The 17,641-nt window shown below is 59.7% G+C and carries 17 protein-coding genes and 1 pseudogene; 6 read left to right on the plus strand and 12 right to left on the minus strand.

Going from position 1 to position 17,641, the window contains the following annotated elements:
* Window positions 1–67 precede the first annotated feature (67 nt).
* On the minus strand, window positions 68–604 hold the full coding sequence (locus tag H8F21_RS00745; protein WP_211201990.1) for a mechanosensitive ion channel domain-containing protein: 537 nt from the start codon (window positions 602–604) through the stop codon (window positions 68–70).
* A gap of 50 nt (window positions 605–654) precedes the next feature.
* Window positions 655–2,565: an ATP-binding cassette domain-containing protein gene (locus H8F21_RS00750; protein WP_203479003.1), complete on the minus strand. Its 1,911-nt coding sequence runs from the start codon at window positions 2,563–2,565 to the stop codon at window positions 655–657.
* Between the two features lie 50 nt (window positions 2,566–2,615).
* Here H8F21_RS00750 and H8F21_RS00755 point away from each other — a divergent pair, with 50 nt between their 5' ends.
* Window positions 2,616–3,098, plus strand: a complete 483-nt coding sequence (locus tag H8F21_RS00755; protein ID WP_203479002.1) for a TIGR02444 family protein — start codon at window positions 2,616–2,618, stop codon at window positions 3,096–3,098.
* Here H8F21_RS00755 and H8F21_RS00760 read toward each other — a convergent pair.
* Entirely contained in the window at window positions 3,074–4,186 is a 1,113-nt protein-coding gene (locus tag H8F21_RS00760) for an AlgP family protein (protein WP_203479001.1), read from the minus strand. The genes H8F21_RS00755 and H8F21_RS00760 overlap by 25 nt on opposite strands.
* Window positions 4,187–4,413: 227 nt before the next feature.
* On the opposite strand from H8F21_RS00760, the gene H8F21_RS00765 reads away from it, so the two are divergent.
* On the plus strand, window positions 4,414–5,079 hold the full coding sequence (locus H8F21_RS00765) for an FKBP-type peptidyl-prolyl cis-trans isomerase (RefSeq protein ID WP_413242981.1): 666 nt from the start codon (window positions 4,414–4,416) through the stop codon (window positions 5,077–5,079).
* Window positions 5,080–5,095: 16 nt separating this feature from the next.
* Here the strand turns inward: H8F21_RS00765 and rsd are convergent, their stop codons facing one another.
* From rsd to H8F21_RS00800, 8 genes and pseudogenes are all read right to left on the minus strand, one after another.
* Window positions 5,096–5,566 (minus strand): sigma D regulator, encoded by a 471-nt coding sequence (gene rsd / locus H8F21_RS00770; RefSeq protein ID WP_136478685.1) that lies wholly within the window; start codon window positions 5,564–5,566, stop codon window positions 5,096–5,098.
* Between the two features lie 222 nt (window positions 5,567–5,788).
* On the minus strand, window positions 5,789–6,307 hold the full coding sequence (locus H8F21_RS00775; RefSeq protein WP_203479000.1) for a disulfide bond formation protein B: 519 nt from the start codon (window positions 6,305–6,307) through the stop codon (window positions 5,789–5,791).
* Between the two features lie 217 nt (window positions 6,308–6,524).
* Window positions 6,525–7,763, minus strand: a complete 1,239-nt coding sequence (locus H8F21_RS00780) for a heme biosynthesis protein HemY (RefSeq protein WP_203478999.1) — start codon at window positions 7,761–7,763, stop codon at window positions 6,525–6,527.
* Complete coding sequence (locus H8F21_RS29450; protein ID WP_203478998.1) at window positions 7,760–8,854, minus strand: uroporphyrinogen-III C-methyltransferase; 1,095 nt, start codon at window positions 8,852–8,854, stop codon at window positions 7,760–7,762. The genes H8F21_RS00780 and H8F21_RS29450 overlap by 4 nt, the downstream gene beginning before the upstream one ends.
* Before the next feature lie 45 nt (window positions 8,855–8,899).
* Window positions 8,900–9,667, minus strand: a complete 768-nt coding sequence (locus tag H8F21_RS29455; RefSeq protein ID WP_203478997.1) for a uroporphyrinogen-III synthase — start codon at window positions 9,665–9,667, stop codon at window positions 8,900–8,902.
* Window positions 9,664–10,605, minus strand: coding sequence for a hydroxymethylbilane synthase (gene hemC, locus H8F21_RS00790; RefSeq protein ID WP_203478996.1), 942 nt, complete (start codon window positions 10,603–10,605; stop codon window positions 9,664–9,666). Before hemC ends, H8F21_RS29455 begins: the two co-directional genes overlap by 4 nt.
* 117 nt (window positions 10,606–10,722) lie before the next feature.
* Window positions 10,723–11,469, minus strand: a complete 747-nt coding sequence (locus H8F21_RS00795) for a LytR/AlgR family response regulator transcription factor (protein ID WP_136478689.1) — start codon at window positions 11,467–11,469, stop codon at window positions 10,723–10,725.
* Window positions 11,466–11,573 (minus strand): annotated as a pseudogene (locus H8F21_RS00800) (sensor histidine kinase); the annotation flags it as partial. The pseudogene H8F21_RS00800 and the gene H8F21_RS00795, both read right to left, overlap by 4 nt.
* A 219-nt stretch (window positions 11,574–11,792) precedes the next feature.
* Here H8F21_RS00800 and argH point away from each other — a divergent pair.
* Complete coding sequence (gene argH, locus H8F21_RS00805) at window positions 11,793–13,187, plus strand: argininosuccinate lyase (RefSeq protein WP_203478995.1); 1,395 nt, start codon at window positions 11,793–11,795, stop codon at window positions 13,185–13,187.
* A gap of 54 nt (window positions 13,188–13,241) precedes the next feature.
* Here the strand turns inward: argH and H8F21_RS00810 are convergent, their stop codons facing one another.
* On the minus strand, window positions 13,242–13,907 hold the full coding sequence (locus H8F21_RS00810) for a glutathione S-transferase family protein (protein WP_203478994.1): 666 nt from the start codon (window positions 13,905–13,907) through the stop codon (window positions 13,242–13,244).
* A 147-nt stretch (window positions 13,908–14,054) separates the two neighbouring features.
* Here H8F21_RS00810 and H8F21_RS00815 point away from each other — a divergent pair, with 147 nt between their 5' ends.
* The 3 genes from H8F21_RS00815 (at window position 14,055) to H8F21_RS00825 (ending at window position 17,639) form a co-directional block, all read left to right on the plus strand.
* Window positions 14,055–14,339 (plus strand): hypothetical protein, encoded by a 285-nt coding sequence (locus tag H8F21_RS00815; protein ID WP_203478993.1) that lies wholly within the window; start codon window positions 14,055–14,057, stop codon window positions 14,337–14,339.
* An 84-nt stretch (window positions 14,340–14,423) separates the two neighbouring features.
* Entirely contained in the window at window positions 14,424–14,669 is a 246-nt protein-coding gene (locus H8F21_RS00820) for a TIGR02647 family protein (protein ID WP_136478693.1), read from the plus strand.
* Window positions 14,670–14,792: 123 nt separating this feature from the next.
* Window positions 14,793–17,639, plus strand: a complete 2,847-nt coding sequence (locus tag H8F21_RS00825) for a class I adenylate cyclase (protein WP_203478992.1) — start codon at window positions 14,793–14,795, stop codon at window positions 17,637–17,639.
* The last annotated feature ends 2 nt before the right edge of the window (window positions 17,640–17,641 follow it).

A 17,641-nucleotide genomic window follows, 5' to 3' on the forward strand; every position in this document is an offset into this window, starting at 1 on the left:
CTTTGTAACAAAGCTCTAAGCTAGTGTGCTGGCGAAAAAATCACCACGATTTTTTTCGGTTTGCCGATCAATTGCCGGAGGTTTTGTCTTCGCCCACTAACGGCAGGAATTCAGCACCCCGCCAGCGCCGTACCGACTTCTGGAAAAATTGGCTGTTGGGCACCTGAACGATGGCCCCGCCAGCTTCGGGCAACTCGATCAATGTCGTGAACAGCAGGTTGATGGCCACCACCCGACCTTTAACGCCGGGCTTGTCGATGGTCTCGACCAACTCCACTACGTCGCCAATGCGAAACGGCCCGACGGTGAAGATCAGCACGGCACACAGCAGGTTCGACAGCACGCTCCACATGGCGAAGAATGCTACAGCAGCCACGGCGACAAAGCCGGACAAGGCCGTCCATAGCACCGTGGCGGAAACGCCCAGGCGCTCGAGCACAAAGACCAGCGCACTGCCCATGATCAACCAGCGCAAACCGCCCCGCACCGGCATCATCAGCTCCGGTGGCAACGGATACCGCTCGCCAAGGCGCTTGAGGCAACGCCCAACCAGGCGCTGCAACACAAAGGCTGCGCAGAGGATCAGAAGAATCTGCAGCCCCATCCAGAACGGTGCGATCCATTCCGGCGGTACCGGCAACTGCAAGGATGTTATCAAGACAACGCCTCCAGCTCCGCCTGCATGGTCTCCAGCTCCTCGAGCGCGGCCATCCAGGCTTCTTCCAGCTCTGCCTCGCGAACTTTGAGCTTGGCCTGCTGGGCCAGCAGATCGCGCAGCTCATCCTTGCGGGCTGCTTCATAGAGCGCGCTGTCACCCAAGCTGGCATCAACCTTCGCCAACTGTTCGTGCAAGCTGCCCAGTTCACGCTCAAGCTTGTCGGCTTCACGCTTGTGCGGCGCCAGTTGCTGACGGAGTGCCGCAGCTGCCTGGCGCTGGGCTTTCTTGTCAGTCTTGTCGGCGTTTACCGGTGCAGTACTGACAGGTGCATTGCGCTGACGGTACTCGACCAGCCAACGGCTGTAGTCGTCAAGGTCGCCATCGAAGGTTTCAACCTTGCCGTCAGCTACCAGCAAGAAGTCATCGGTGGTGCTCTTGAGCAGGTGGCGATCGTGAGATACCACCAACACTGCGCCACTGAACTCCTGCAGGGCCATGGTCAGCGCCAGGCGCATTTCCAGGTCCAGGTGGTTGGTCGGTTCGTCGAGCAGCAGCAGGTTCGGCCGCTCCCAGGCGATCAATGCCAGTGCCAGACGAGCCTTTTCGCCACCGGAGAAATTCAGCACCGGCTCGTCGATGCGGTTGCCACGAAAGTCAAAGCCACCGAGGAAATCACGCAATGTCTGCTCGCGCTCGGTCGGTGCCAGGCGTTGCAGGTGCAACAACGGGCTGGCTTTGTTATCCAGCGAGTCGAGTTGGTGCTGGGCGAAGTAGCCGACCGACAGGTTTTCACCACGGACCAGGCGCCCGCTCAGCGGCTCAAGTTCCCCCGCCAGGTTTTTGATCAGGGTCGACTTACCCGCGCCGTTGGGGCCGAGCAAACCAATGCGAGCACCCGGTGTGAGCTGCAACTTGACCTTCTCGAGGATGGTCTTGTCGCCATAGCCCAGGCGACCCTCGGAGAGATCGAGCAAGGGGCTGGAAATTTTTTCCGACTCGCGGAAAACGAAGTCGAACGGTGAATCGACATGCGCCGCCGACAGCTCCTCCATGCGCTCCAGGGCCTTGATCCGGCTCTGCGCCTGACGTGCCTTGGTAGCCTGGGCCTTGAACCTGGCGATGTACTTTTCCATGTGCGCACGTTGCGCCTGCTGCTTCTCGTAGGCCTGTTGCTGCTGGGCCAGGCGCTCGGCACGGGTGCGCTCGAATGCCGTGTAGCCACCGCGGTAAAGCGTCAGCTTGCACTGTTCGACGTGGGCCACATGATCGACAACCGCATCGAGAAAATCGCGGTCGTGGGAAATCAGCAACAGAGTGCCCGGATAGCTCTTGAGCCAGTCTTCCAGCCAAAGGATCGCATCCAGATCCAAGTGGTTGGTCGGCTCGTCGAGCAGCAACAAGTCGGAAGGACACATCAACGCCTGGGCCAGGTTCAGACGCATCCGCCAGCCGCCGGAAAAGTCGCCGACCCGGCGATCCATCTGCTCGTTGGTGAACCCAAGGCCGGCCAGCAGCTTGCGCGCACGCGCATCGGCGGTGTAGCCATCGGCACTGTCGAGCTCGATATGCAGGCGCGCCAGCGCCGTCCCGTCATGGGCGGCTTCGGCGGCGGCGAGATCGGCCTGGACCTTGCGCAGGCGCAGGTCGCCATCGAGCACATAGTCGACTGCCAGGCGGTCGAGCGTATCGACCTCCTGACGCATGTGTGCGATACGCCAGTCGGCCGGCAGCTGACAGTCGCCCGAGTCAGGCGTCAGCTCTGCGCGCAATAAGGCGAACAGGCTGGATTTGCCGGCGCCATTGGCACCGATCAGGCCGGCCTTGTGACCGGCGTGCAGGGTCAACTCAGCGCCTTCTAGCAGGCGCTGGGGACCACGCTGTAAAGTGAGGTTCGATAGTCTGATCATAATGGCCGCGGAGTCTACCAGCTTCGTCGGCAACTGGCGCGAGTAGGACCATGCACACCGACCTATGGAATTTTGCCTTGAAAGTCTACGCCCGCCCAGGGGTAGAAACAGCGTGCTTGCAATGGCAAGACCAGGGTGGCGATGTCTGCCTGCTGCTTTGTGCGGCATGGCTCAATTCATGTGGCGCTCAAGCCAGCGAGCAACGCATGCAGGCACTGCGTGAGGTGGCCGAAACCTGGCAGAAAGAAGTGACCGGGCCGTTACGCAGCTTGCGCCGGCAATGGCGACAGGCAGCCATTGAGGACTTGCAGTTGGCGCGCTTGCGCGAACAAGTGAAAGGTTTGGAGCTGGAAGCAGAGCGGGTGTTGCTGGAGCGTCTGCAGATCGCCAGTGAAAGCTGGTGCGCAGCAACCGGAGTCGGGACCGACTGGTTGCACTACCTGGCGCCAAGGGACGCCGGTTTGCATCACGACGCGCTGGAAAGATTGCGCGCCGTGATGCTGTCGACTCAGGACGCCGAAGACGGAGTCTGAGTTGGTGCCACCGACGCTGCCGGCGTGGTCGGCGCGGCGGCTGCCGGAGCCGCAGCTGCTGGCGTAGACACGGACGCTGCTGGCGCAGGCGTCGCTGCAGGCTTGGCTACAGCTGGTTGTGCTGCTGGCTTGGCAGGTGCCTTTGCAGCAGGCTTGGCCGCAGCTCGGGCAGGTGCTTTGGCCGCAGCAGGCTTGGCCGCGGGTTTGGCTGGCGCTTTTGCTGCTGCAGGTTTGGCCGCAGGCTTGGCTGGCGCTTTTGCCGCAACTGGCTTGGCCGCAGCTTTGGCTGGTGCTTTCGCTGCCACGGGTTTGGCCGCTGCCTTGACTGGAGCTTTAGCCGCTGCCGGCTTGGCCGCAGCTTTGGCTGGCGCTTTCGCTGCTGCAGGTTTGGCCGCAGCCCTGGCTGGAGCTTTGGCTGCTACTGGCTTGGCTGCTGGCTTGGCCGCAGGTTTTGCAGCTGCTGTCCGTGCCGCAGGTTTGGCGGTGGCTTTTGCTGCTGCAGGTTTGGCCGGCGCTTTCGCGGCAACAGGTTTTGCAGCTGCGGTTTTAGCCGCAGGCTTGGTGGCCGCTTTGGCCGCTGCCGGCTTGGCAGCAGCGTTACGCGCAGGTGCTTTTGCTGCAGGTTTGGCAGCGGGTTTGCTTGCAGCCTTGGCTACTGGCTTGGCAGCAACAGGCGCTGGTTTGGCCGCGCGCTGAGTCAGCGCTTTGCCAGCAGCCTCCTTGACCTTGCCAACGCCTTGGGCAAGTTTCAGGCTTTCCTGAGCATCACGTTTGAGCTGCAGGATGTAGGTGCGAGTCTGCGACTGACGCTCTTTGAGCGAGTCGAGCAATTCTTCCAGTTCAGCGGCTGCGGATTTGGCCTTGGCCTGAGCCTTGGACTTTCCGGACTTGGCAGCATCCTGCAATTTAAGACGAGACTTGTGCAGTTTTTCTTGAGCCTTGCCGCGTTGTTTTTCCAACTTGGCGAGCAGTTTTTCTGCATCAGCCAGCGCTTGCGAGCAGGCAGTTTCCAAATGTTCGAGCAGGCTGCCCGAGAGTTGCTGGAGCAGGTGCAACGGAGTATTTACTGGCTTCTTATTGGCCGACATGATTTACCTCCTGGCTGACGAGAGTGCGGCTCATACTATGCTTCTGCTGCTACCGCCGCTAGGCCATGTTGACAGTATTAAGGGCGCCGCGTTGCATGCCTGGGCAAAGTTGTTATCACTGCAGCTGGAATCAAGTGTAGATGCTTCACAAAGTGTTGCTGATATTTACACGGAAGTCGCAGGCGAACGCTGGCATACTTTATTTCCACTGAAGCAGGAGTGAGCCAGTGTCACGCTATCTAGTGTTAGCTCTTTTTCTAATGCCGGCAACGCTCATGGCAGCGCCTGCCAACACCCCGACAAAGGAACATGACCTGGCCTACAGCTTGGGCGCAAGCCTCGGTGAGCGCTTGCGTACAGAAGTTCCTGACCTGCAGTTGGACGCGTTGCTCGAAGGACTAAGCCAAGCCTATCAAAACAAGCCGTTGGCCCTGAGCAAAGAACGTATTGCAGTAATACTCAGCGAACATGAAACCCAGGCCAATGAAGCAGCGCTACAAGCACAAAGTGAACAGATGCTGTCGGCAGAAAAGCGTTTCCTCGCCACTGAGCGCGCGCGTGCTGGTGTGCGCGAATTAGCCGCAGGCATTCTGGCAACAGAACTGGTGAAAGGTAGTGGAATCAAACCCACCGCGACCGGGAAAGTCCAGGTGCGTTATGTTGGCAAGTTGCCCGACGGCACAATCTTCGATCAGAACCAACAGCCGCAATGGTTCAAATTGGACAGTGTGATCGAGGGATGGCAAGTAGCACTGCCCGAAATGACAACCGGTTCGAAATGGCGCTTGGTGATTCCTTCGGCGCAGGCTTATGGCCCCGAAGGCGCGGGCGACTTGATTGCGCCCTACACGCCATTGGTGTTCGAGATTGAACTGATCGAGGTGGCCGACTGACGCGTCGGCCCACCAATCAGGCCTGAACGGCGCCTTCTTCGCTATGCGCGTTGTGCAGTACTTCGATCAGGCAGTCTTCCAGTTCGAAGCGTTCATGCAGCAAGCTGCCCAGCTCACTGAGTTTCTTCGCGAAACGCTCGGGGTCGTTGCAGTTGCCTTTGTCGCAATGATCGTTGAATGCCGAAGCGATTTCAGTGGTCGCGTCGATGCGCGGACTGATCTGCTGGGCAAGCTCAAGGCCGCGTGTGTCGCCAAATGCCTTGGCTTCGCTGACCAGTTGCTCGCTGACTTCAAAATGCCAGGCCGAAACATAGTCGACCAACACTGCACAGAAGTCTCGACTTTTGTCCTTATCGGCAAAGGCCGGCTTCGCATCACGTAACTCACGGAAGGCTGTCACCAGCTCTGCGCGCTCTTCCAACCAGCGGTCAATGAGCTTATGGACCCCACCCCAGCGTTCCTGAGCATTCTGACAACTATCTAGCATGGCGATCTCATCCCTTCTGGGTAATGCCCCTGCCCCCGCTCGCAAAAGTGCAGAGCATAGGTCGTTGGCAGGGCAGCATCGAGCAGCTGTATTTTCGGTATGCGTGCAGGGAGATTATTCCCGTGCGCCCCTGGCTTCAAGGTACGCAGACGACAAAGTTCATACAAGTGTTTAATACCACTTGCTGGTGCCACTGGTCGTTTGCAGCTGCGCTCGGGCGCCTCAGTTTTTTGCCAGGTCGTGGATCACCACATGCCTGTAGGCGAACAGGCGAAAGAGCAGTAGCGCGGCCAGCAGTACAAAAATCAGCAGGCTCCACTCAGGAACGGTCAAGTCGAGAAAACTCCAAGTGATAGGCACGCATTCCGGGCTGCCAAGCAGCATGGCTTTGACTATCTCACCCAGGGGCATGTTCGCGACGAAATACTCCATCGATGGCTGGCAACCAACATTGGAAAGTGGTGAGCCTTGCAACCAAACGTGCCTGGCGGCCAAAAGCGCACCAGCGGTAGCAAAGAGCAGCCCTAAGGCCGCATAGACCCGCGAACCAGACCACCCTGGCGCCTGTGCTACCGCACATAGGCAGACCAATGCAAAGCCGCCAAGGCAAATGCGCTGGCTGTAGCACAACGGACACGGCTGCAGCGCCAAGCCCCATTCCAGGTAAAACGCCACAGCCAGCATTAGCGCCGATACCAGCAACGCCGGAAGGAACATTGAACGCGAGCGGGCCGACGGCATGGGAGTTCCGGGATCGAGAAGGACAGGCTTTAACGGTAGAGGAAAGAGGTACCTTGTTTCAAGGCACGACAAATAGGGCAAGTCCCTGAGTGCAAAGGGAATATTCCGAGAGAAGACTTGAAGTTTTACCCACCACTGTCAGACGGGAGCGTAAGAGTGTGTAGGCAGTTTCTCTGCAGCCTTGAGCACGCGCGCTGGCGCATGCCCAAGGCTCAATTCACGCCTGGACGGATTCTGGCAGCGGCAAGGCCAGCAGACGTTCGTCAAGCAGCCCCAGGCCCTCCTGGAACAGTTGATTGCTGCGCTCGGTATCACCCAACCCGGCCAAAAGTCGCGCCAACTCTGCGCACGCTTCAGGATTGCGCTGCAAGCGTAGGCTGCTCTCCAGGTAGTCACGGGCTTTGCCCCACAAGCGATTCTGCAGGCTCAGCCGTCCGAGAGTGAGTAACAGGCCCGGATCATCGCCATGCTGCTTCAACCAGCCTTCAGCGGTTTGCAACTGGCGTGCGACATCCGAGCCACGTACCAAGCCGTAGAGCCGTGCCAGGTGGCTTTCATATTGGCGCTTGATGGCGGTGCGCAGAACTTCTTCGGCCTCGCTCTCGGCACCAAGCTGACGCAGTTGCTCGGCATAGGCGAGCACCAGCTGTGGCTCCTGACGTTGGGCGGCTGTTAGTTGCTGCCAGGCGCGTTCCAGCGACTGCCGAGCACTTTGCTCTTCGCCTTCACGGCTGGCGGCCAGGCTGAGATTTTCTCCCCAGGCGCGACGTTCAAGATCCGCCAGTTCGGCAGCGGGCAAGACTTTGTCCTTGCGCAAGTCCGGCATCAACCGAATCAGCGCCGACCAGTCGCCACGCTCTCGGTACAACCGCTGCAGCAGCCTGAGCACTTGCGCATTGTGCGGATGACGCTCCTGCATGGCTTGCAGCGTGACCAGTGCGGAATCACTATCCCCCTGATCCATCTGCAGTTGGGCATGATTCAAGGCGATGGCCAGCTCCGCCTGCGGTTGGCGCTCCAGTGCACGCTCAAGCAGGTTGTCGCGGTCTTCGATACGCCCCAGTTCATTTGCAGCCCGCGCAGCACCAAGGTAGTACAGCAGCGGCTGACGCTCGCTTTCGGCGGCACGTTGCAGGTGGCGCTGGGCACTGGCCCAGCGACCTTCAGCAAGGTCCAACTGCCCCTGCTCAATGGCCAGCTGGGTACGGCGACTGCGGTTGCGCCGTGACCAGGGATTGACCACGCCACTTGAGGTCAACACAAGGCCCACCAGATAGCGCACCAGCAGTACCGTCAGGATGATGCCGAGCAACGCCGCCAGCGCCGCCCAAAGCCCCGATTGATAGCGAAAGCCGCCGTAGGAAATCAGCACATAACCACTGTGCTTGGCGATCGCGATCCCGAGCGCAGCAGCGACCGCAATGGCCACTACCGCCAACAGGTAGACGCGCTTCATGGCTTGGCCTCCTCGACCGGCAGGTGCCGACGCTCAAGGTAGGCCTGAACAGCACTCAGACTGTCGGCCAGATCCGGAACGACCACTGACACGGGCTCTTCAGCCAACGCATTGAGGCTGTCTAGCATTGCCTTGCTCTGGGGGTTGTCCGCATTGAAGTTGGCCAGCAGAACGCTACGTGCATCATCCAGCGCCTGGGTGTAAACCTTCGCTTCACCATTCAATGCTGCCCATTGGGCTTGTTCGATCGTCAAGCTCAGCGCCAGGCGCAGTTGGTTGAGCGACTGCCCGGAAAGCAACGGCTGTACATTCTCGTCAGCATTGAAATCGATCTGGAAATACTTGGACAACTCGGCCCACCACTGCGACCAGCGGCTGGCGCCGTCGCCATCGGCGGTCAATGCCCCAAGGGCATCGGCGTCGCTGCTGAACTCTGGCGACACGGCGCTGAGCTGCTGCACCAGTTCACGCTGGGCAGCAAGTTTGAGGAACAAGCCGGTACGGTCCGGTTGCTGGACGCTGTTCAAGGTTGCCAGGCTCTTGGCCAACTGCTCACGCGCGGCGAATGCGCCAGGGTCACTCTGCTCTCGCAGAATGTCATCGGCACCCTGGACCAGTGCACGCGCGCTGACGATATCCTGCAATGCAGAAAGGCGCAGGCTGGCCAGACGCAACAAGTGCTCGGCTTCTGCCAGGCGCCAGTCCTTGCGGCTGGCCCCGAGCACGGTTTCAAGGCGCTGACTCAGACGCTGCTGGTCACCCTGTAATTGGGCTACAAGGCGGCGGCGATCTTCCAGCTCGGTAGCTGCAGGCAAGCCCGCCAACTGAGCAGATATTTGCTGTTCACGCAATTGCAGGGCCTGGGTCTTTTCGCCCAGGGCTTGCAGGTATTGGCCCTGGCCTTGTTCAGCGCCCTGGAGCTGGCGCACCTGCCATACCCCCCAACCACCGACGGCGACACCCGCTGCACCGAGCAGCAGAGCCAGGATCGCCAGGCCGTTACCCGAACGTTTGCCTGGGGTGGCAGCGGAAGGTTCAGACGCATCAGGCGTCGTTTGCATGTCATCGTTGGGCAAGACAGTTTCGCTCACGTATCCATCCTTTGCATTGGGCTCGTCGCCAATCAGCTTAGCGCTTCAGAGGGCAGGTGCAGGCATTTGCTGCAGCGCTGCCAACAACGCCGCGGCACTGGCACCGCGGCAGTCCACTACATTCTGTGCCCCGGCTTGCCGGGCCTGCCCGGCTACACGCGGGCTAGGTACAAAAAGCGGCAAGCGGGCCAACTGCGACCAATTGACCCCGGCCAGTTGCAGCAGGTGTTCAAACCCCTGCCCACTGCTGACCACCAGGCCGTTCAGGCGTTCCGCGCGAATTCGCTCAGACAGCGCGCCTTGCGGATAAGCCGGCAGGTAGCGACGGTAGAGTTCCAGATAATCGACACTAGCACCTTGCTCGGCGAGACGCTCGGCGAGCAGTTCGCGACCGCCCTGGCCACGCATGATCAACACACGTGGCGCCGGTCCGGCAATCGCCTGGTGCAGTTCAGGCATGTGCAGCAGGGCTTCGCTGTCGTCCCCCTGCGCTGGATAGCTGACCTGGCAGCCATGGGCCTGGAGGATCTGCGCTGAGGCGGCACCCACGGTAAACCAGGCTTGCCGAGGCAACTGCCGCCAGTGGTGAGCCAGCTCCGCCAGCCCCAGACGCGCAGCGGGCTTGCTGACCACAATGACCGCAGCGTACTGGTCAAACTCACGCAGCAGTTGGCCCTGCGCTTCATCCAGGCTCAGCGGCTCGATTTCCAGCAATGGCAGACTGCTGCTGGCAATGCCTTGCTCGGTTAGCGCCCGGGATAGCGCAATGCACTCCTGCTCCGGACGTGTCAGCAGCAGGCGCCAACCACTCACGGGTGGCCGGCCTCGCCATAGACAGCCTTGAGGATGTCTTCGGCGCCTTGCTTGAGCAAATCCTCGGCAACTTGAACGCCCAGCGTTTGCGCATCGCTGCGCGGCGCACGGGCCTCGGCGGTCAGCAGCTTGCCACCGCTGGGCTCGCCAACCAGGCCACGCAGCCACAGTTGGTCGCCCTCGAGTACGGCATAACAGGCAATCGGGACCTGGCATCCACCATTGAGGTGCTTGTTCAGCGCCCGCTCGGCCACGACTCGGTCCGCGGTGTCCTGGTGATGCAAAGGGGCCAACAACGCATGAATTTCGCTGTCGACGCTGCGGCATTCGATACCCACGGCACCTTGGCCACCGGCAGGCAAGCTGTCGTCGACGCTGATGCCGGAGGTTATGCGGTCTTCAAAACCAAGGCGGATAAGACCGGCTGCAGCGAGGATGATCGCGTCGTACTCACCAGCATCGAGCTTGGCCAGGCGGGTGTTGACGTTACCGCGCAGAAAGCGGATCTGCAGATCAGGGCGGCGCGCCAGCAACTGAGCCTGCCGGCGCAGGCTGGAGGTGCCTACCACGCTTGCAGCTGGCAACTCATCGAGGCCTTTGAAGGTATTGGAAACAAAGGCGTCGCGCGGGTCTTCACGCTCGCAGATGCAATACAGCCCCAGGCCTTCAGGGAAGTCCATGGGCACATCTTTCATCGAGTGCACTGCGATGTCGGCCTGATTTTCCAGTAGCGCGGTTTCCAGTTCCTTGACGAACAAGCCCTTGCCACCGATCTTGGAAAGCGGCGAGTCGAGCAGTTTGTCACCCCGGCTGACCATCGGCACCAGAGTAACCAGCAACCCGGGATGGGCTTGCTCAAGGCGTGCTTTGACGTATTCGGCCTGCCACAGGGCTAGGGCACTTTTGCGCGTGGCAATGCGGATTTCACGAGTGGACATGGATCGATCCGTACAAGATAGATGTACCGGATGATAACAGCTCATTCCGACCCGCTTGCAGATCTATGTCACAGGAGAATTGAACCGTCCCTGGTAGAGATATTCTCCAGTCGCAGCCTAGAGCTGCTGCATCATCTTGCGTACACCGGCCACATGCCTGCGGCTAACGATCAGTGCGTCGCCGTTGAGACCCTTGAGAAACAACTGAAAGTGCCCCAACGGCGTGCGCTGCAGACGTTCTATTCGGTTGCGGGCGACCAGGGCATTTCGGTGAATCCGTACGAATCGGTCGCCGAACTCGTCTTCCAGCGCCTTGAGGGGCTCGTCCAGCAAGACTTCTCCGCCTTCATGACGCAACGTTACATATTTGTGGTCGGCGATGAAGTAGATCACCTGATCCAGCGGGATCAACTCAATACCTTTGCGGGTTCGGGCGCTGATGTGGCTGCGTGGTCCGCTACCGCTTTCGGCCGCTGGCCGGGTGAGCGCGGCCAGTTGCACTCGGCTGGGTCGCTCGGCCTTCCTCAAGGCTTCGCGCAGCGCATCGGCAGCCACCGGCTTGAGCACATAACCCAGGGTGCTTTCCGTAAATGACTGGACGGTGAATTCGTCATCACCCGTACAGAACACAACGGCAGGCGGGGCCTCTCGCTCACACAGGCGGGCAGCTACCTGCAGGCCATCGAGCCCCGGCATGCGGATATCGAGCAAGACCACCTCTGGCTTAAGGCTGTCTATCAACGCCAGAGCCTCTTCGCCATTGGTGGCGCTGGGCTCCAGTACGGTGTAACCCCCGAGTTCGCCAAGCAGTCGGCTCAGCCGTTCCCGGGCTTGGGGTTCGTCATCAACGATCAGGACATTCATATAGCGCTGGATTCCTGCGTGAGTCTCGCACAAGGGTAGCGTAGACAGGTGAGGTGACGACCGTCACGGCGATCCACGCTCAGACTCGCACGATGGCTAAAGATTCACTGGTTCGGCAGGAAACATGCCGATCCTCTGTCCAACTGTAGACGGTTGCCGGAACGCTGCCGTTCAATCGGTAAATATCCTGTTGTGCAACGGCTGTCATCTGCCTTCAGCGCGACATAATCACGCATACACACCGACCGCCGCCCTGCGGTACGAGCCTTAACCCTGTTATCATCGACGCCACTTTTCCGTTCACGCCTTCAACGAGTGAATCCATGAGCACCGACAAGACCAATCAGTCCTGGGGCGGCCGCTTCAGTGAGCCCGTCGACGCCTTCGTCGCCCGTTTCACCGCCTCCGTCAACTTTGACCAGCGCCTGTACCGCCACGACATCATGGGTTCGATCGCCCACGCCACCATGCTGGCAAAGGTCGGCGTGCTCACCGATGCCGAGCGCGATACCATTATCGATGGCCTCAAGACCATCCAGGGTGAAATCGAGGCCGGCAATTTCGACTGGCGTGTCGACCTTGAAGACGTTCACATGAACATCGAGGCGCGCCTGACCGATCGCATCGGCATCACCGGTAAAAAGCTGCATACCGGCCGTAGCCGCAATGACCAGGTCGCTACCGACATCCGTCTGTGGCTGCGTGACGAGATCGACCTGATTCTGGCTGAAATCACTCGTTTACAGAAAGGCCTGCTGGAACAGGCCGAACGCGAAGCCGACACCATCATGCCCGGCTTCACCCATCTGCAGACCGCCCAACCGGTTACCTTCGGCCATCACCTACTGGCCTGGTTCGAAATGCTCAGCCGCGACTACGAGCGCCTGGTCGACTGCCGCAAGCGTACCAACCGCATGCCTCTGGGCAGCGCCGCACTGGCAGGTACAACCTACCCGATCGACCGCGAGCTGACCTGCAAGCTCCTGGGCTTCGAGGCCGTGGGCGGCAACTCGCTGGACGGCGTCTCCGATCGTGACTTCGCTATCGAATTCTGTGCAGCCGCCAGTGTCGCAATGATGCACCTGTCGCGTTTCTCTGAAGAACTCGTACTGTGGACCAGCGCCCAGTTCCAGTTCATCGACCTACCTGATCGATTCTGCACCGGCAGCTCGATCATGCCGCAGAAGAAGAACCCCGACGTTCCAGAGCTGGTGCGTGGCAAGACCGGTCGCGTATTCGGTGCTCTCACCGGCCTGCTGACCCTGATGAAGGGCCAGCCGCTGGCCTACAACAAGGACAATCAGGAAGACAAAGAGCCGCTGTTTGACGCCGCCGACACCCTGCGCGACTCGCTGCGTGCCTTTGCCGACATGATCCCGGCGATCAAACCGCGCCACGCGATCATGCGCGAAGCTGCACTGCGTGGCTTCTCTACCGCTACCGACCTTGCCGACTACCTTGTACGCCGTGGCCTGCCATTCCGTGACTGCCACGAAATCGTCGGCCACGCCGTTAAATACGGTGTCGATAGCGGCAAGGACCTGGCTGAGATGAGCCTGGAAGAACTGCGCCAGTTCAGCGACCAGATCGAACAGGACGTCTTCGCCGTGCTCACCCTCGAAGGTTCGGTCAACGCCCGCAACCACATCGGCGGTACTGCACCGGCCCAGGTCCGCGCAGCCGTTGCCCGTGGCCAGGCCCTGCTGTCCAGCCGCTGAGTCAGGCGCACAGGCTCGTCGGCGCCATGCCGCGAGCCTGGTGTGATATAGGCGCTAGCGCTTGCCGCTACGCACCATGTCAAGGAAAGCGGGCATCTGCGCATCCTTGTCTGCTTCGATTTTCTGCACGTTGGGATTCTGCTTGAAATGGTTGAGCAGCGTCTGGGCTTGTGGAAAATCCTCCAGCAGATCCAGTTCAAAAACCTTCTTGCCCACTGCACTGGCCAGATCAAGGCTGAAGCAGAACTTCATGTCGGCAATGGTCATCTGGTTGCCGGCAACGTATGGCGAGAACGTGCCATTGCGCTTCAGCGTTTCCACCCCGGCCAACAACTCGGTTTTCGCTTTGTCCTTGATCACCGGATCGACCTTGGCACCAAAAAAAGCCTCGGGATAACACGCACGGGCCGGCAATTCGATATAAAGCTCGATTTCCTTGGCCAGCTCGCGCACTTTGGCCTGGGCGAAGGCATCTGCTGGCAGCAATGGCTTATTATCAGGATGCGTTTGTTCGATGTATTCCAGAATCAGATTGGTTTCACTGAGAAAACCATGTTCGGTCTCCAGCACCGGCACCTTGCCCCGCGGGCTGACTTTCAGTGCCTGCGGGCTCTGGCCGCCGAAAAACAGAACCTCTTCAAAAGGAATTTCTTTTTCCAGCAGCGCCAGCTTGACCATGTTGTAGTAGTTGCTGACCGCAAATCCGTGAAGCTTGAGCATGACAACAGCCTCCAGGCCGTAAAGGGGTTGGCGCAGATGTTATAGCCTCGGCACGCGGCACTGACCAGCATCATGGAGTTTGTAGATAGCGAGGCATTGGCGCTTTGCTCGTGGCAAACTGAGCATCCCCTCAGAGGAGAATCGCCCATGAGCGACCCCACAGACATCGACAGCGACGAAGAAGAGTTCGCCGAATCGACCCTGATCGAAGCGATCGAAAACCAGATCGAAAGCGATGATCCACCTGCCGCCAAAGCCACGTTCAACAAACTGGCCCTGGTAGGTTACGAGCGCGAAGACATCCTTAACCTCATGGCCCACGTGCTGGCCTACGAGATTGACGCCATGCTTGAAGATGACCGCGCCTTTGACACCCAGTGGTATGAAACTGCCTTGCGCGCCCTGCCTGAGCTGCCACCTGAAAAGGACTGAAGCAAAGCAGGAGTTACCTGACTACACTGCAAAACCAGGCACCGCTGACGGTGCTACCCTCCTTGTCTGGAAGTCGGAGTTACTATGTCGTTTACCCCCGATCTGATTGCCGAGCTGGAAGTCCTTGCCCTGTTCAACCTGGATAGCAGCCAGGAAGGTATCAAGGTTCACAACACTGCCTCTCAAGAGCTCATCGCTGCCGCCCAGCGCCTGTACGACAAAGGTTTGACCGACCAGCATGACGGCGGTTATCTGACCAGTCTGGGACATGATGCGGCCGAGCACGCACAGCAACTGTTGACCATCCTGAAAGTCGCCCAACCGGCCTGAGAACAATGATCATCGCGGAGCAAGCCTGCTCCGCGATGCATTCAGCGCTAATAAGATGGCGCCAAAAAACAATTACCGCTTAAACTCGCCCGAGCTTCCCCAGACGGCCGGTTTTAGCGCGCAATGAACCACCCCTACGAAATTCGCCCCGACCTCGATCAGGGCATTGACCGCAAGGTCCTCAGCCAACTGCGCCAACGCTTCCTGACGCTCAATCAGGGGCGGCTCGAACGAGCCCTGGAAGGACTATCGAGCCGTCAGCAGCAAGTGCTGAGGCTGTTGCCATTGTTTCTGCACGTCAATCACCCGCTGCTACCAGGCTATGTGTCTGGAACCACACCGGCAGGCATCGCCACTTTCGAGCCCGACGCCAACATACTGGCCGAAGCCCTGCGCCTGACGCGTTCATTCTCCTACAAGGCCCGCCATGGAAACCCACCCAAGCCCATCCACGGGCTTTTCCTGATGGGCAGCCTGGGCACGCTGGCCCAGGCAGAACAAAGCGATATGGACGTTTGGGTCTGCCACGCAGCCGATCTCGACGAAAGCGAACTGGCCGAACTGCGCAAAAAATGCCAACTGCTGGAAAGCTGGGCCGCCAGCCAAGGCGCCGAGGCCCACCTGTTTCTGATCGAACCGCAAAGCTTCGTGAACGGCGCACGCGACAGCCAACTCAGCTCCGACGACTGCGGAACCACCCAGCACTATCTGCTGCTCGACGAGTTCTACCGCACCGCGATCTGGCTTGCCGGATGCACCCCCTTGTGGTGGCTGGTACCGGTCTACGAAGAGTCACGTTACGGCCATTACATCGACATACTTCTTTCCAAGCGCTTCGTGCGCGCCGAAGAGCACCTGGACCTCGGCCACCTGGCACATATTCCGCCGGGAGAGTATGTCGGCGCGGGACTCTGGCAGCTTTTCAAGGGCATCGAGTCGCCCTACAAATCGGTGCTGAAGCTGCTTCTGACCGAGGTGTATGCCAGCGAACACCCGCACGTAAACTGCCTGAGCCTGCAATTTAAACAGGCGGTGTTCGCCAATCAGCTCGATCTCGATGAGCTCGATCCATACGTCATGGTCTACCGGCGCATCGAACAGTACCTGCAGGCCCGCGGCGAGCACCAGCGACTTGAGCTGGTGCGTCGCAGCCTTTACCTGAAAGTGAACAAGAAGCTTAGTGGCCAGTCGCGCCAACGCGGTAACTGGCAGCGCTCGCTGCTTGAGCGACTCAGCGAGGAATGGGGCTGGGACGAGCGCCAACTGGCACTGCTCGACGCCCGCAGTCAATGGAAGGTACGCCAAGTGGCAGTCGAACGCCGGGACCTGGTCGCCGAACTCACTTACAGCTACCGCTTCCTTTGCCAGTTTGCCCGTAGCCACAACGCGGCAAGTCGAATCGACCACCGTGACCTGAACATCCTCGGCCGGCGCCTGTACGCAGCGTTTGAACGCCGCGCAGGCAAAGTCGAGGTCATCAACCCAGGTATTGCCCCGGACCTGGCCGAAGATACCCTCACGCTGGTGCAGTCGCCCAACCGCAAGGAACCCGGAGAGGTTCACTGGGGCTTATACAACGGTAACCTGGGTGTGCACGAATGGGAGCATTTCGCGCCACTCAAGCGCTGCCGAGAATTGCTCGAGTTGCTGGCCTGGGCCCATCGCAATGGGGTAATCGACAGCAGCACACGCCTGGCCTTACATCCAGGCAGCAGCGACCTGAGTGAATATGAGCTGTTCAACCTGCTGGGCAGCCTGCAACAAAGCATTCCCCTGCCCTTGCCGATGGCTAGCGAACAGCGCCTGCTGCAGTCGAGCGTGGCCGACGAGATTCTCTTGTTGATCAACGTCGGCATCGACCCGTTACGCCACCATCGTGACCTGAACATCCTGATGACCACCGAACGTACCGACTCCTTGAGCTACGCCGGCGTACGTGAAAACCTGGTCCTGACCCTGGACCAGGTAACACTCAATAGCTGGAACGAGGTTCAGGTGCACCGCTACGATGGCGAACATGCCTTGCTGCGGTGCTTGCGCGACTACCTCAATGGTTCGGGTGATTCCAGCCACCAACCACGGTTGCGGGTGCACTGCTTCTGTCATAACCGAGCCCAGGCCATAGCCCTGCGGGTCGAAGAAGTTTTTCTCAATGCCCAGGCGCTGCTGGCGCAGAACCTCAACTTCCGTTATCTGCTGCAGGTTCAACAGCACACTCACGTTTTGGAGCTGCAGGCCGGTGCAGTGAGCCTGGTAACGCTTGAGGGTCACAGCGCTGTTTCGCACTATCTGGGCAAAGAACGCAGCGAATACAGCCCGCTGCATCTGGATGCCAACGCCCTGCAAGAGCTGGATCTGGCCCAGGTTCTGCCAATGGGGCAACCGCAATGCATTCAGGTGTTCTATCGGCTGCAGGATGCCTGGGCCACTGTCTATGTACTCGATGAGCACAACGCACTCTGGCAACAGCGCCTGCCTTACCATGACGAAAACAGCCTGTTGCTACCGCTGCAGCGCTTTATTCAATCCATGGTTTTTCGCCGCGAAGCGCGACTGCCGCTAGACAATCTTCACGCTCAAGGCTCGCTGGATATTCTTTATTACCAATTGTTGCCTTCAGGCACTGGCAAGGTCCGCCAGGTGGATTCCAAGCAAGTGCAGCGCAAAGCCATCGCCATGCCTTATTACGAAGTGCAGGCCATTGTGCAGGCAGGCGCCAGCGACGACGTACAGGTCACTTTGTATTGCAATCAGCGGGAGTTTTCCGAACTCGAGCATGGCGACCAGCTGTATGCCATGGTCGCCCGCGAGATCATCGAGCAGCGCCGCGAGACCGAGCGCTACCGTTGTTACATTACCGACCTGGACCTGTCTGGCATGCTTGCCGAAGGCCTGGGATCGAGCATTCTCTACCTGCGCTACAAAGGCGAACTGGAACAGGCGCTCAACGAAGCCCTGACGCAGGTGTAAGG

The organism is Pseudomonas arcuscaelestis (assembly GCF_016881005.1).
GTDB classification, from domain to species: Bacteria; Pseudomonadota; Gammaproteobacteria; order Pseudomonadales; family Pseudomonadaceae; genus Aquipseudomonas; species Aquipseudomonas arcuscaelestis.

What these genes read in the sequence shown, in the direction of transcription:
- H8F21_RS00815 (WP_203478993.1), top strand. Translation starts at nt 14,055, where the DNA reads ATGAGCGACCCCACAGACATCGACAGCGACGAAGAAGAGTTCGCCGAA.
- H8F21_RS00810 (WP_203478994.1), bottom strand. Translation starts at nt 13,907, where the DNA reads ATGCTCAAGCTTCACGGATTTGCGGTCAGCAACTACTACAACATGGTC.
- H8F21_RS00760 (WP_203479001.1), bottom strand. Translation starts at nt 4,186, where the DNA reads ATGTCGGCCAATAAGAAGCCAGTAAATACTCCGTTGCACCTGCTCCAG.
- H8F21_RS00775 (WP_203479000.1), bottom strand. Translation starts at nt 6,307, where the DNA reads ATGCCGTCGGCCCGCTCGCGTTCAATGTTCCTTCCGGCGTTGCTGGTA.
- H8F21_RS00780 (WP_203478999.1), bottom strand. Translation starts at nt 7,763, where the DNA reads ATGAAGCGCGTCTACCTGTTGGCGGTAGTGGCCATTGCGGTCGCTGCT.
- H8F21_RS00755 (WP_203479002.1), top strand. Translation starts at nt 2,616, where the DNA reads ATGCACACCGACCTATGGAATTTTGCCTTGAAAGTCTACGCCCGCCCA.
- H8F21_RS00825 (WP_203478992.1), top strand. Translation starts at nt 14,793, where the DNA reads ATGAACCACCCCTACGAAATTCGCCCCGACCTCGATCAGGGCATTGAC.
- H8F21_RS00745 (WP_211201990.1), bottom strand. Translation starts at nt 604, where the DNA reads ATGGGGCTGCAGATTCTTCTGATCCTCTGCGCAGCCTTTGTGTTGCAG.
- H8F21_RS00750 (WP_203479003.1), bottom strand. Translation starts at nt 2,565, where the DNA reads ATGATCAGACTATCGAACCTCACTTTACAGCGTGGTCCCCAGCGCCTG.
- argH (WP_203478995.1), top strand. Translation starts at nt 11,793, where the DNA reads ATGAGCACCGACAAGACCAATCAGTCCTGGGGCGGCCGCTTCAGTGAG.
- rsd (WP_136478685.1), bottom strand. Translation starts at nt 5,566, where the DNA reads ATGCTAGATAGTTGTCAGAATGCTCAGGAACGCTGGGGTGGGGTCCAT.
- H8F21_RS00795 (WP_136478689.1), bottom strand. Translation starts at nt 11,469, where the DNA reads ATGAATGTCCTGATCGTTGATGACGAACCCCAAGCCCGGGAACGGCTG.
- H8F21_RS00820 (WP_136478693.1), top strand. Translation starts at nt 14,424, where the DNA reads ATGTCGTTTACCCCCGATCTGATTGCCGAGCTGGAAGTCCTTGCCCTG.
- hemC (WP_203478996.1), bottom strand. Translation starts at nt 10,605, where the DNA reads ATGTCCACTCGTGAAATCCGCATTGCCACGCGCAAAAGTGCCCTAGCC.